At 41.7% G+C, this 14,207-nt stretch carries 12 protein-coding genes and 1 other RNA gene; 6 read left to right on the plus strand and 7 right to left on the minus strand.

The features are described from left to right. Positions 1-130 precede the first annotated feature (130 nt). Positions 131-2,284 carry a TonB-dependent receptor gene (locus H5202_RS10770; RefSeq protein ID WP_182772068.1) on the plus strand — a complete coding sequence of 718 codons (2,154 nt, stop codon included), beginning with the start codon at positions 131-133 and terminating at the stop codon, positions 2,282-2,284. A 94-nt stretch (positions 2,285-2,378) separates the two neighbouring features. Here H5202_RS10770 and H5202_RS10775 read toward each other — a convergent pair whose 3' ends face one another. The 3 genes from H5202_RS10775 to rsmI form a co-directional block, all read right to left on the minus strand. After that, positions 2,379-4,514: a TonB-dependent siderophore receptor gene (locus tag H5202_RS10775; protein ID WP_182772069.1), complete on the minus strand. Its 2,136-nt coding sequence runs from the start codon at positions 4,512-4,514 to the stop codon at positions 2,379-2,381. Positions 4,515-4,976: 462 nt separating this feature from the next. Further along, positions 4,977-5,330, minus strand: an RNA gene (gene rnpB / locus H5202_RS10780) — RNase P RNA component class A. 54 nt (positions 5,331-5,384) lie between these two features. Next, on the minus strand, positions 5,385-6,227 hold the full coding sequence (gene rsmI / locus H5202_RS10785; protein WP_011635880.1) for a 16S rRNA (cytidine(1402)-2'-O)-methyltransferase: 843 nt from the start codon (positions 6,225-6,227) through the stop codon (positions 5,385-5,387). 89 nt (positions 6,228-6,316) lie between these two features. Between rsmI and H5202_RS10790 the strand changes: the two genes are divergently transcribed. From H5202_RS10790 to H5202_RS10805, 4 genes are all read left to right on the plus strand, one after another. After that, complete coding sequence (locus tag H5202_RS10790; protein WP_182772070.1) at positions 6,317-8,140, plus strand: penicillin-binding protein activator; 1,824 nt, start codon at positions 6,317-6,319, stop codon at positions 8,138-8,140. After that, the gene (locus tag H5202_RS10795) at positions 8,137-8,463 is read left to right on the plus strand and encodes a YraN family protein (RefSeq protein WP_182772071.1); all 327 of its coding nucleotides are present in this window, start codon (positions 8,137-8,139) and stop codon (positions 8,461-8,463) included. The genes H5202_RS10790 and H5202_RS10795 overlap by 4 nt, the downstream gene beginning before the upstream one ends. A gap of 129 nt (positions 8,464-8,592) precedes the next feature. Next, positions 8,593-9,186 (plus strand): phosphoheptose isomerase, encoded by a 594-nt coding sequence (locus tag H5202_RS10800; RefSeq protein WP_182772072.1) that lies wholly within the window; start codon positions 8,593-8,595, stop codon positions 9,184-9,186. Next, the gene (locus H5202_RS10805; protein WP_182772073.1) at positions 9,183-9,752 is read left to right on the plus strand and encodes a BON domain-containing protein; all 570 of its coding nucleotides are present in this window, start codon (positions 9,183-9,185) and stop codon (positions 9,750-9,752) included. Before H5202_RS10800 ends, H5202_RS10805 begins: the two co-directional genes overlap by 4 nt. 36 nt (positions 9,753-9,788) lie before the next feature. On the opposite strand, the gene H5202_RS10810 is transcribed toward H5202_RS10805, so the two are convergent. Beyond that, complete coding sequence (locus tag H5202_RS10810) at positions 9,789-10,664, minus strand: DMT family transporter (RefSeq protein ID WP_059745945.1); 876 nt, start codon at positions 10,662-10,664, stop codon at positions 9,789-9,791. Between the two features lie 141 nt (positions 10,665-10,805). Between H5202_RS10810 and H5202_RS10815 the strand changes: the two genes are divergently transcribed. Continuing rightward, positions 10,806-11,675 (plus strand): LysR substrate-binding domain-containing protein, encoded by an 870-nt coding sequence (locus tag H5202_RS10815; RefSeq protein ID WP_182772074.1) that lies wholly within the window; start codon positions 10,806-10,808, stop codon positions 11,673-11,675. Between the two features lie 43 nt (positions 11,676-11,718). Here the strand turns inward: H5202_RS10815 and trpS are convergent, their stop codons facing one another. The 3 genes from trpS to rpe are packed head-to-tail and all read right to left on the minus strand — an operon-like array spanning position 11,719 to position 14,098. Beyond that, a complete protein-coding gene (gene trpS, locus H5202_RS10820; RefSeq protein WP_101087300.1) occupies positions 11,719-12,717 on the minus strand; it encodes a tryptophan--tRNA ligase in 999 nt (332 codons plus the stop codon). 40 nt (positions 12,718-12,757) lie between these two features. Beyond that, positions 12,758-13,447 carry a phosphoglycolate phosphatase gene (locus H5202_RS10825; protein WP_182772075.1) on the minus strand — a complete coding sequence of 230 codons (690 nt, stop codon included), beginning with the start codon at positions 13,445-13,447 and terminating at the stop codon, positions 12,758-12,760. A gap of 30 nt (positions 13,448-13,477) precedes the next feature. Continuing rightward, a complete protein-coding gene (gene rpe, locus H5202_RS10830; protein WP_259397277.1) occupies positions 13,478-14,098 on the minus strand; it encodes a ribulose-phosphate 3-epimerase in 621 nt (206 codons plus the stop codon). Between the last annotated feature and the right edge of the window lie 109 nt (positions 14,099-14,207).

Consider the following 14,207-nt stretch of genomic DNA (forward strand, 5'->3'; position numbering starts at 1 on the left):
CCCTTAGTTAAATGAATTATTAATATCTAACTGATTTAATGCAAAAAAGTAAAAAATGTAAATAATGTGTACTAGTTAATGATAATGAATATCATTAACTACCTTTCATTATTTGTTAATCGGTATACCTATGTTATTTAAGCCTAGCCAATTGGCTATTGCGACACATTGTGCATTATTTTTATTAGTACTCCCCGTAACTCATGCCAATGCAGAATCTTCAACACAAGCCACAGAAAACCAAGCTTCAATGGAGCGAATGATTATTACTGGCAGTCGCTCTGCTGAACGGATAGAGGAAGTCCCTTCTTCAGTCACGCTTATTGAGCAACAAACCCTCGCACAAGACATGTTAATGACTTCGCAGTTACAAAACTTACTCGCATTTCGCGTTCCTGGATTAGCGCCAAGCACTGGCACATCAAGTAACTCGGGACAAAACTTACGCGGTCGTGCCGCACTAGTCATGATTGACGGCGTGCCACAATCTACCCCATTACGAAATGGAAAATTAGGCATAAGCTCTATCGATGCAGGGGTCATTGAACGTATTGAAGTGATTAAAGGAGCCACCTCAATTTATGGCAATGGCGCTTCAGGCGGCATCATCAACTACATCACTAAACGAGCCAGTGAAGATAAAGCACGAGTGAAAGTTGGGGCTTCCAGTAAATTTAGTGCGGTAAAATTACAAGACAGTGCCGGTTATCGAGTGGATACATCAATAGACGGCACAGTTGATAATTTCAGTTACGTATTTAGTGCCATTACCGAAAAAACAGGTGTTGAACGTGATTCAGAAGGTGACGCTATCGGATTAGTCTATGGTTTATCAGAAACTAAATCGAATAATTATTTTACTAAACTCGGCTATCAACTCGACGACGACAAGTCGATTCATCTGACGTATAACTACTACGAAGCCCAACAAGAATCTGACTACATAGATGTTGTTGGCAATGCTAACACAGGCGAAAAAACTTACTCGATAGACAATACTACTGGGATTGTAAAGCTGGGCGTACCTCAAGGGCCGCGCGGTAATCATAACCTAATGTTAAAATACGTCGACCAAGAGATATTCACTAACACCCAATTAACCGTTGATGGTTATCTGCAAAAAATTGAAAACATGTTTTTCTTTTCAACTGCACTCGCGAATCAAAGTGAAGGTTACGAAGGGGGTCAGTCGTTCATCAAGTCAGAAAAGAAAGGCCTACGCGTTAACTTTGCAACCCAAGTTGATTGGGATAATGTTGAATCAACCTTTATTTACGGTATTGATGCGCTGCAAGACATCAGTTCACAACCATTAGAAGACGGCCGTATATGGGTGCCTGAAATGGACATGCGTAACTTAGCGGTTTATTTACAAACTAAGTTTGTTATTGCCGATGATTGGGTGATTAAAGCCGGTATCCGCCAAGACAGTGTTGATTTAACGGTCGATGATTATCAAACCTTAAAACTTTGCCGGACGCCAAGTACTTGCTCAGTACCTTTTGATGTCACAGGAGGAGAATTAACATATAACTCAACCACCTATAATATTGGCTTACGTTACAATATGAACGAGTTTTTTAACCCGTTTATGAGCTTTTCCCAAGGTGCAGATATTTCAGATATTGGTCGTCTTTTACGAACCGCCACGGTTGATGATATTGCGTTAATCCGCACTGAATCATCCATTGTTGATAACTATGAAATCGGCTTTTCTGGTCAACTTGGTGATCTGAATTATGAAATTGCCGCCTACCGAAGTAAGTCAGAATTAGGCACCAGTAACAGCTTTGATGCAACAACAGGCATTTACTTGCCTGTACGCGCACCACAAAAAATTTGGGGTTACGAAGCGCAAGTTGACTATCGAGTGTTAGATAATCTCAATACAGGTTTAAGCTATAGCTGGGTTGAAGGTAAAGACACTGAAACGGATACTTACATAGATGGTGGCACCATATCCCCTCCTAAATTAACAGCTTATATTAGTTGGCAGCCCGTTGAAGAAGCGAGTATTGGTATTAACTACATGTATGTTGGTGACCGTGACCGATTTGAGCCGGTTGATGGCGCATATATTGGTTCTCAAGGCCCTATAGAAAATTATAACGTTGTGAACCTAACCAGTAGTTATCAACTCAATAATTGGCAGCTCTCATTAGGTGTGGAAAACTTACTTAATGAAGATTATTTTTCTGCTCGCTCACAAGCTTCTACTAACGCGAGTTACTATACTCAAGCACTGGGTACCACTATCAATGTCGGTGTAAAAGCCAGCTTTTAACCTTCGGCAAGATAGCAAAAAGGGAGTAAACAATTAATGGTTTACTCCCTTTTTATTCAAGAAGACCTTATGGTCTTACGTTATTAGTCTTAAGTTAAAAGTGATGCGATACCTGTAATACCACTTCTCGTGGCGCACCAGGAAAATGACCATTACGCTCAGAAAAACCACTCACGGCATATTCTTTATCAAACAGGTTTTTCACATTTAGCTGAAACTGGGTATCTTGCCACGTAGTTGTCCAGCTCATATCAAACACGGTATATGGCTTAACACGTTGCGCATCTGCACTCATTTGCTCACTGACATAATCTGCACCCAATGCAATAGCAGAATTCAAACTGTCAATATCATAACGTGTCCACAAACCCGCTTGATGACGCGGCGCATTAACAAACTTGCTGCCATCGGCATAGGTATCACCAATATCGCCTTGAGTAACACGAGCATCATTATAGGCGTAATTAGCCATAACAGTCCAATTGGGTGTTATATCTCCCACTAACGTAAACTCAAGTCCTTTACTTTCAACTTCACCTAAACTTACTAACGCAGGAATTCCGTCATCATTGCCCGTGTCAGCAGGATTATTCATGGCGACATCTTTTTTATTAATTTGATATACAGCTAACGTGGTCATCATGCTGCCATTAAACCACTGATTTTTTATCCCTAGTTCAAATTGTTCACCCATTTCAGGATCCAAGCTACTGTCTTCACTCGCCGTTTCTTGATCGCCAAGCGAGGTCGGATTAAAACTTTCTGCATAATTAACATAAAACGATGTATCGGCGGAGTATTTATACACAATACCACCACGCGGTGATACATGATTATCACTAAACTCAAATCCGGTTTCTTTATCAAAATCGTTAAAGTGATCGTAACGTAACCCCAACAATAACAACCACTTCTCGCTTAAACTGATTTGATCTTGAACATATAAACCAGCACGTTCGGTTTTAGTGCCATCACGTTCTTGGTCTTGTAAATTATAAGTCGAAGGATCAGTTTCACCGTAATTAAGATCAAAAATGTTTAGATTAGCGACACCGTCAGCCTCATAACGGGCACGCCAATAATCATAATCGCTGTTTACGTGATGGTAATCTGCTCCAAATAATAAGGTTTGCTCAATACCTGTATCTAATCGATATACAAAATCTGAAGTCACACTGACTTCTTGGTTAGCGCGATACTGTTTACGATATTCACGTTTAATGGTTTTATCATCAATATTGGCTTTACCATCACCATTCACGTCAACCCAACTTTGTGATTCGTGATATCCCTGAACACGCTCGTTATCAAGGTAACGCACTGTGGTATTAACACTTAACTCATCGCTAAAATGATGCTGTAAGTCAGCTTGTAATATTGTTGCTTCAAGGTTTTGATAGTCGGATTTTTCATTAGCGTTATAGCTTGGATCAACCAAAAAGTTACCATCATCGTCAACGGGAACGCCACGCAAACGATTACCACCTAAGTCTTGTTTGATATAATCAATCGTTGTTGTGAGTGTAGTGTCATCGTCAAGTTGAAATAATAATCCACCTGTTAACTCGGTATTTTCAGAGTCGGCATTATTTCGAAAACTGTCTTTTTGCTCATAAAAACCGCCTAAACGATAAGCAATTGAATCCGTTAAACCACCTTTAGAATCAATTGACCCGCCCATACGGTCGTTATCGCCTGTGGTTAATGTCACTTCAGTATCTTGGACAAAACTCGGCTTTTTGCTGACATAATTAATCATGCCGCCAGGCTCACCACCACCGTATAACGCAGCTGCTGGACCTTTTAACACTTCAACTCGTTCAATATTAAATAACTGTGGTACACCGAAACCAGAAAAAGGGTCGCCTCTTACACCGTCATAAAACACATTGCTGTCATCACGAAAGCCACGAAAGGTCACGCCCGAATAACTGTAAGTGCTCACTCCTGCAATAGAGCGATATAAGTCAGTGATTTCACGTGCAGCTTGGTCAACTATTAACTGTTCATTCAACACCTGCACCGATTGCGGTAAATCCATAATATCGGTTTCAACTTTGGCACCCACAGACGTAGAAGATTCACGATAAAAGGTTTGTGCCCGCCCCATTATGGTTATTTTCTCAATCGACTCTGTCGAGTCGATGTCAGTCGTTTTCTCGTTAGCACTGACACTCAGTACAGGTAGCAGTAGACTTAACATCACAATATTAATCACGTTCAAATGCATAGCAGTTTACTCATCGGCAACAGTAAAATTTGGCCGCAATATAACATCAAACGCTAATAGCAACTATTCTCATTTAATAATTTACATTTGTGATTATTTGTTAATCGAGGGTGTTAATGGCTTGAGATTATGTGGGTGGAGATGATTTATTAAAGATTACGGCGATCAACGTCATGGCGCTTCACTCATAGTAAAGTATGAGTATGAGTAAGTGTATTCTTGCTAGTAAGTCAGCCTTTGCAAAAACTCGGTATTCCAACAATATTTACAGAACGGATATGGTCAACTAAAACGGTAGGTTGCCTGAAGTAAGTAATGGATAAACTGAAGGTAAGTTATTAATACAGATAAATAAAATTAACAATCAACACCAATCGGTCTGACTATATACAGTTATAACGTCACTATTTTTCGTGCTAACGTAAAAAGGCCTCGCATTGCTGCGAGGCCTTTTTTTATAAAGAGGTGAGTTGGCCGATAAGCCGGGTCCTGTCGTGGACAGTTATTCATCTAGGCCTGCAATCGCTCACAGGCTCAAGCAACCTACCCGGTTCCAACGCGAGCAGCGCCATGCGGAACCCTATTTGGTCTTGCTTCGGGTAGAGTTTACCTTGCTACGGACTATTGCTAGCCGCACGGTGCGCTCTTACCGCACCCTTTCACCCTTACCATCTTAGCCGAAGCCAAAATGGCGGTTTCCTCTCTGTTGCACTTGTCGTCGGTTCACACCGCCCAGGCGTTACCTGGTACCCCGCTCTTTGAAGCCCGGACTTTCCTCCCCGTACTTGCGTACGCGGCAACTGTCTGGCCAACTCGGCGCGGATTATAGCCTAAGCAGCGCAACAAACCAATGCCAAAGCGAGCGACTTTTTATAAATCCAGCTCTAAACCGTATTTATACAAGGCATTTTTCTTTAAACCATGGATTTGCCCAGCGATGGCTGCAGCTTTTTTAAGCGGTAATTCTTCACAAAGCAGCTTTAACGTAGCAACGGCAACTGCAGGAATGCCTTCTTCATCAGATAATGTAAAACCATGGCACATAATGACCATTTCACCTTTTTGCTGATTATCATCAGCCTCAACCAACGCCAATACTTCAGCAGCGGTACCAGATAAGAAGGTTTCAAAAGTTTTAGTCACTTCACGTGCCATTACCACTTGCCTATCGGCGCCTAAAACGTCAACAATAGCGGCAAGGCTATAAAGTATGCGGTGAGGAGATTCGTAAAATATCAAAGTACGAGGATCTTCTTTAAGAAATTCAAGTTTATCGATACGGGCTTTTTCTTTTGAGGGTAAAAAACCTTCAAAACTAAAACGATCAGACGGTAATCCTGATGCACTTAAGGCTGTTATCGCTGCACATGCTCCAGGCAAAGGCACGACTCTGTGGCCAGCTTGACGAACATGGTTAACTAAATGGTAGCCAGGGTCTGAAATTAACGGCGTACCCGCGTCAGAAATGAGCGCGATTGATTTGCCTTCATTTAATTGTTCAACTATCCATTGCGCTCGATCACGTTCATTATGATCATGTAATGCCGTTTTACGGGTTTCAATACCAAAGTGGCTCAGCAACCTTCCGCTATGGCGTGTGTCTTCACAGGCGATTAAATCAACCTGTTGCAGCACCTCTATTGCTCGAGCGCTGATGTCGCCAAAATTACCAATTGGGGTGGGAACAATATACAGCGCGACCATTTGGTCCATAATTACCTCGATAATGAATCTACCTGATACTTTCGCCAAGCGTAAGAGCAGGTTAAACTAGTGACAGCATCTTACCAGAGTGAAGCCAAGTGTTAAAAAGACTGAATACTACAAAATTCGTGTGCGCGTTGATTTTCTCTGTATTGGTGGTCGGTTGTGCCACCAAAAAACAGCAAGATAATATTGACGCAAGCGCATCGCTCGTTGCCGCTGAACATCCGGCTAAAATTTATTTGGCCCAGGCAGCGAATAGCAGTTTACCAGAAAAGCGCGATCGTTATTTATTACTCGCCGCTCATGCTTATATCAATGATGGTAACTTTAATTCTGCCGCTAATGTATTAACGTCAATGCAGAAGTCGATGGTGAACGTGCCCTCGCTTCAAGCGGAGCATATTTACTTGCGCGCTCGCATTGCAGAAAAAACCAATAGCAGCCAGGCTGCATTAGATGTTTTACAGTATCCACCACATTGGCAGCTACCACGCTGGCAAATGGCAAGTTATCACCAATTTAAAGCCAAGCTGTACAAAAATACTCAACAGCCAATTGATCAGGTTAAGCAGTTAAGCTTATTAAGCAACTACTTACCAAAATCTGAAACCACTGCAATCAATAATGTTATTTGGAAGTTACTACAACCTTTATCTGAAGAAACTGTGCAGTCGTTTATGCGCGATCAATCAAATCCGATTTTTGCTGGTTGGTTACAATTAACTTTTATTGCTAAACATTATGCCGTTGAACCGACACAATTGGTGCGTTATTTAGGTGAGTGGCAGCGTAACAACCCTTATCATCCTGGCGCGATGAAGCTACCTGCTGATTTAGAAAAAGCCCTTAATGCCAAACCGTTTAGACCGCAAAATATAGCGGTATTATTACCATTAAGTGGGCCGCGTGCTGTGGTTGCAGAACCGATTCGTCAAGGTCTTTTATCTAGCTATTTATCTGACTACGACGCAAGTGTTTCAATTAATTTTTATGATACTCAGCAAGGCGTTGCAGCCGCTTATCAACAAGCCGTAGGCAACGGCGCGGAGTTTATCATTGGGCCATTGTTACCCAATGAAGTTGAAGAACTACAGAAAATCAACGATAAACAAAAAAGTACTGTGCCGCAGCTGTATTTGAACCAAACGGATACGTTTACACCACAACCAAACTTGTTTTACTTTTCACTGTCGCCAGCACAAGAAGCCAGTGATGCAGCACATAAGCTCTATAGCGATGGCGTAAAGCTGCCACTACTATTGGCCAGTAACGATCCCATTGGCAAACGTATGGCCGACAGTTTTAAGCAAACTTGGCTAACCTTAACCAGCAATGATGCCGAAGTGTATTTTTATGATGCTGGCGATCAAATGAAGGTCACAGTTCAAGAAGCATTAGGTGTGAAAGATAGCCAAGCACGTATTAGCAGAATGCGTGATTTATTGGGTAGCCGCTTAGAATCAGATTTTCGTTCTCGCCAAGATATTGATGCAATTTACATGATTTCGGGCTCACAAGATTTGGCCCTGCTAAAACCCTTTTTAGACGTAAACTTTAGTGTGTTCTCTGAGCCGGTAACCTTATATACCACTAGCCGTAGCCGTCTTGAAAATGAGTCAGCGCAGTCGGCACAAGAGCTGAATAACTTGATCATTAGCGATGTACCATGGCTGATGCAATCTAGCAGCGAGACGCAGCTGGTGTCTGAGCTTTGGAGTGGTTGGAATAACAGTCAAAAACGTCTATATGTCATGGGTTTTGATGCGCTTGAATTGGTGAATCGTTTAGCGCAAATGCGTGCTTTTCCGGGATACCAATTTATTGGCCGCAGTGGTGCATTATCAGTGAAGCCTAATGGAGTGATAGATCGTCAATTATCTTGGGGAAAATATAGCCAAGGACAATTAACACCACTATGAACAGTGGACAATTAGCAGAGCAACGTGCGCGAACTTACCTTGAACAACAAGGTCTAACGTTTGTAGATGCTAATGTGCGTTACCCATTTGGTGAAATAGATATAATTATGCGCCAGCAAGATGTCTGGGTATTTGTTGAAGTAAAATTTAGGTCGTCAAATCAGTTTGGTGGCGCCTTAAATGCCTTAACAAGTAAGCAAATCACCCGGATAAGATTAGCTGCTGAACATTATTTACAACGACAGAAATTAAACCCACCTTGTCGCTTTGATGTCATTGCGATGAGTATTGATGAAATAAACTGGCTACAAGGCTGTTTTTAAGCGGCAAATGATTACCATAACCTTGATTTATGGCATCATATAGTCAAATTACCGAGTCTGACTGATGAGCGACGATAAAAAGGCTAATCAGAGACATACGTAGACATAATTTAGCGTAAGGATTGTTGCATGTTAGAACGTATTAGAGATAGTTTCACCGAATCGATTCAGACAAAAATTGATGCTGCTGAAGCATTACCTGAATCTATTGAAAAAGCTGCAGAGATGATGGTGCAATGTCTACTTGGCGGTAATAAAATTCTGTCATGTGGTAATGGCGGCAGTGCTGGCGATGCTCAACACTTCTCAGCTGAACTATTAAACCGTTATGAAATTGAACGCCCACCTCTGCCTGCTATTGCATTAAGCTGTGACACGTCAACGATTACCGCTATCGCCAACGATTATAGCTACGATGAAATATTCTCGAAGCAGATTTTTGCACTGGGCCAACCAGGCGATATTTTATTGGCTATTTCAACCAGTGGTAACTCTGGTAATATTATTAAAGCCATGGAAGCTGCCTTAAGCCGTGACATGACTATCGTTGCCCTAACGGGTAAAGATGGCGGCGCAATGGCTGGTTTGATGAGCGCTGGTGATGTAGAAGTCCGTGTACCGTCAAACGTTACTGCACGTATTCAAGAAGTTCACTTACTGGTTATTCACTGCTTATGCGATAACATCGACCGCACCCTGTTCCCTCAGGATGAACAAGCATGATAAGAAGGTTACTCATCATATCAGTCCTAGCAATGTTGCAGGGGTGTGCTGGTGCTGTCATGGTTGGCGCCGTTAGCGGTGCCAAGATGGTAAATGATGAGCGTAGCATGAGCACTCAAATCAGCGACACTAATGCTGACTTTGTTATTGCTAGCGCGCTTTCAAAACATGATGATCTTAATAATCAAACCAATATCGCCGCGGTTGTAATGAACAACAATGTATTGATGATAGGCCAAGCACCTAACTCAATGCTGCGCGATAAAGCGATTAAAGTGGTACAAGATTTACAAATTGGCGGCAAAATACATAATCAAATTCGTATTGGTACGCCAACGTCATTTACCACACGCAGCAACGACACTTGGGTAACAACCAAAGTGAAAGGCCGCATGTTAAATGAAAAAACACTCGATATTACTCGAGTGAAAGTGATTACCGAAAACGGCGAAGTCTTTTTGCTTGGGTTAATTGACCGCAAGCAAGCTGATTTAGCGGTTGATATTGCGCGAAATACTGCAGGCGTTCGCAAAGTAATTAAGGTTTTTGAATACACTGAATCTTAATCCTGAATCACATTTTTATTATCGCGATTTAGAAATTCATCCTGCATTTTGCTCGATGAATTTTTTTTGGGATCTTTTAGCTTGTATCCACGGGATAATCAGCGACGGCAACACAATAAACCCAGCCCCAACCCAACTTAAACCATCAAGCCATTCATCAAAAAACAACCAACCAAAAAAGACACAAAATAATAGTCCTGTATATTCTGCCACCACAATTTGACTGGCTTGTGCTTGGCGATAAGCCAACGCGCAAAACCACTGATACGCCAATAAAAATACATTACTCGACACCGCAATAGCCACTAAAGACCAACTGATTGCCTCTATGCCTTGCACCAATGCCATGACCAACACCAAAGGAATACTGAGTAAGTTATATAGCATTAACGTTACAACAGGGCTTTCTGTACTGGGGAGTTTGCGCAATGCCAACTGGTTTATCGCAAACATAAATGCAGAGATGAGTACTGCAATTCCAAACCAGTTAATTTCACTTGGTCGTAGCAAAATAATGATGCCCAGAAATCCTAAAATAGCTGCCAGCCAATGTGCAGCGGTGACGCTCTCTTTTAAAAATAAAAATCCCATTAATACAATCATTAATGGCGCCGAATAAAACAACGAGCTGACAGTGGCGATAGGTAGCGCAATTAACCCCATAATTAAACATACAGCTCCAATAGCGCCAGTATTAGCTCGCACTAAGTGCACCTTTATATGGCGACTGATTGGTTTTTTAGCTGCAAACCACAATGGCAGTAACATTAATACTGATGTTAACTGTCTGATTAACAGAAATGTTGCAGCGCTACTTCCCTCTGGTAGCCATTTTATAGACACATCATACATAGCACTAAAAAGGTTACCGACAACTAATAACATCATGCCAATCGCTATTGTGGATTTCATTACACTTACAACCTTAGGACCAATAATTGGCTGCATCATATAGTTATCAATTAATAACGAATAATGATGTTTTTAGTCCATACATGAGTTAAATTCATACCTCATAAATTTCAATAAAATAAATTCATATTTGAGGTGTATATGCGTAAACTGCCGCCACTGCGGGCACTACAAATTTTTGAAGCGGCCGCAAGGCATGCTCACTTTTCTCGGGCGGCAACTGAACTGTGCATTACTCAAAGTGCGGTATCGCACCAAGTAAGAGTGCTTGAAGCGCATTTTGGCGAACGATTATTTATCCGCGAAGGTAGGCAGCTCTGTTTAACCAGTAAAGGCAATGTGCTTTACCATGAACTGGAGCGAATATTTAATGAGTTGAATGATTTAAGCATGCAAATCACTGGCGATTGTAATGATCAGCTCCGCTTAGCGGTATACAGTTCATTTGCCATTAAGTGGCTGATTCCTCGCTTAAGCGATTTCCATCGCTTACATCCACAGATTAAGATTCGCCTAGATATGATCACCGATGATCCGCTGATGAGTGATAGTGTTGCTGATATGTTTATTACTGGTCAAAGTGGACAACCGGGTTATGTGCATCGCATGTTACACCAAGAGAGACTGATCCCAGTGATCTGCCCGGGGCTGTTAAATACAGACCACTCGGCGCTGAGTGTATTACGGCAACATGCATTACTCACTGTAGATGAAGGGCCAATAGGCTTTGATTGGGAGCGCTGGTTAAAGGTTAACAACATCAGCATAGCCGCTACACAACAACAGCATGTATTTAGCCATGTGTTGTTAGCTATTGAAGCGGCAATTGCTGGTCAGGGGATCGCGCTAGCGTCAGATTTTATGGTAGAACGAGATATTAGTAAGGGAGCATTAGTCGCACTTGATTTACCCGCTATGTTGACTGGATTTGAATTCAATTTTAGTTGTAAACAGCGACGTTTAAAGGAGCCCGCTATCGCTGCATTTGTACAATGGTTAACCAAAAAATAAGCCAGCAAGTTGCTGGCTTATAGATAACATTAGCTGAAATAACTTACACAATAAGACCAATTTTTTCATACACTTTTTTAATCGTGACTTCTGCACGAGCTTGAGCTTTTTCAGCACCTTCCGCCATCACTTGGCTTAAGTAAGCATTATCGGCGCGGTACTCTTTAAAGCGAGCTTGTAATGGCTCAAGCATTCCTACGACAGCTTCACCAGTAGCCACTTTTAAATGACCGTACATTTTGCCTTCAAACTCTGCTTCTAAAGACGCAATCGACTGACCAGTACAACCTGACATTAAGCTGAGTAAATTCGACACACCTGGCTTTTGTTCCATATCAAAACGCACTACTGGTGGCTCTTCGCTGTCGGTCATGGCTTTTTTAACTTTCTTTAAAATCGCTTTAGGATCTTCGAGTAAACCAATAACGTTATTACGATTATCGTCAGACTTCGACATTTTCTTAAGCGGGTCTTGCAACGACATGACCTTAGCACCGTGTTCAGGAATAAACGGTTCTGGGATAGTAAATGTGTCGCCGTAAGCATTATTAAAACGGGTTGCAATATCGCGTGTAAGCTCTAAATGTTGCTTCTGGTCTTGCCCAACAGGGATCTCATTGGCTTGATAAAGCAAAATATCTGCCGCCATTAGAACAGGATAACCATATAAGCCCACGTTAATGTTATTGGCATGCTTTAACGATTTATCTTTAAACTGGGTCATGCGGTTTAACTCACCCATTTGGGTATAACAGTTTAATACCCATCCGAGTTGAGTATGCTGTGGTACTTGCGACTGAATAAACACCGTGCTTTTTTTAGGGTCAACACCACAAGCAAGGTATAAGGCTAGCGTATCTAAACACGCTTCACGCAGTGCTTTAGGATCTTGACGCACCGTAATCGCATGTAAATCAACAACACAATATAGGCAATCATGGCTATCTTGCATGGCAACCCATTGACGAAGTGCGCCCATATAATTACCTATGGTTAATTCGCCTGATGGCTGCGCACCGCTAAGAACTATGGGTTTGGTCATGTGTTTATTGCTCCAGATTATCTATATAAAATTCAAATTATTATGAAAGTAAGTATTGCTCTATATCAGCAAAGTTTTCGCATATCGCATGCGGAAGGCTAAGACCGATATCTTCGCCGTAGTTGTATCCGTAGGTCAAGCCAATAGACATAACATTCGCAGCTTTAGCCGCTAAAATATCATTCTTTGAATCACCTATCATCAGTAATTGCGATTCATCCAACTGCCATTGTTTAAGCAAATGTTGTAATGGCATTGGGTCTGGCTTCATTTTTGCCAATGAATCGCCACCGAGAACTTCAGAAAATAGCTCATCAAGACCAAAAGCGGTAAGTAACGGCACGGTAAAACGATATGGTTTATTGGTAACGATAGCCAGTTTAAAACCTGCTTGTTTTAACCGCTGTAACGTGGCGACAACTCCAGGATACAAACGGCTATGTTTTTGTAAGTGTTCACCATAATGATGCATAAATTGCGGCATAATTTGCTCAAGCATGACCTGCAACTCTGGGGCGTCTTCTGGCATAGCAGACACATAACTTAACGCTCGTTGCATTAATACTTGAGCGCCATTTCCTACCCAGCTGCGAACCAATGCTTCTGTCACTGGTTGGTATTGGTTCTGTGCTAATGTGGCATTTGTGGCCGCAGCCAAGTCAGGCACACTGTCGATCAGCGTACCATCTAAATCAAAGGCGATTGCGCGGATATTTGACCATTGCATCATGTAAAGTCCCACTGGATATGGATAAAGAAATTATGATATCGAAGCGAGTTCTGCACGCATTTGATCAATCACAACTTTATAATCTGGTTGATTGAAAATAGCCGATCCAGCCACAAACATATCTGCACCTGCAGCCGCTATTTCAGCAATATTATCGACCTTAACACCACCATCCACTTGTAAGCGAATATCAAAACCACTGGCATCAATAATCGCGCGAACTTGGCGAAGCTTTTCAAGCGTATGCGGAATAAAAGACTGACCACCAAAACCAGGATTAACTGACATCAATAAAATAACATCGAGCTTGTCCATTACATGATCTAAATAGTGTAGTGGTGTGCCTGGATTAAAGACTAATCCGGCCTTACAGCCAGATTCTTTAATCAACTGCAGTGTACGATCGATATGTTCTGATGCTTCTGGATGAAAAGTGATAATTGAAGCACCGGCTTTGGCAAAATCAGGAATAATACGATCAACAGGTTTAACCATTAAATGCACATCAATATCAGCGGTGATCCCATAATTACGCAACGCGGTGCATACCATAGGGCCTATTGTTAAATTTGGTACGTAGTGATTATCCATCACGTCAAAATGAACAACATCTGAACCCGCATCTAATACGGCTTTAACATCGTTCAACATAACCTCTGATTCTAAATACAAAAAAAAAGATCCACGAAGTGAGACAAAACTCATTTGGTATGAGAAGCCCCAAGTGATATTCGAAATTTTACTTGAGATCACCCATATA

Source organism: Shewanella sp. SG41-4, assembly GCF_014164505.1.
Lineage (GTDB): Bacteria > Pseudomonadota > Gammaproteobacteria > Enterobacterales > Shewanellaceae > Shewanella.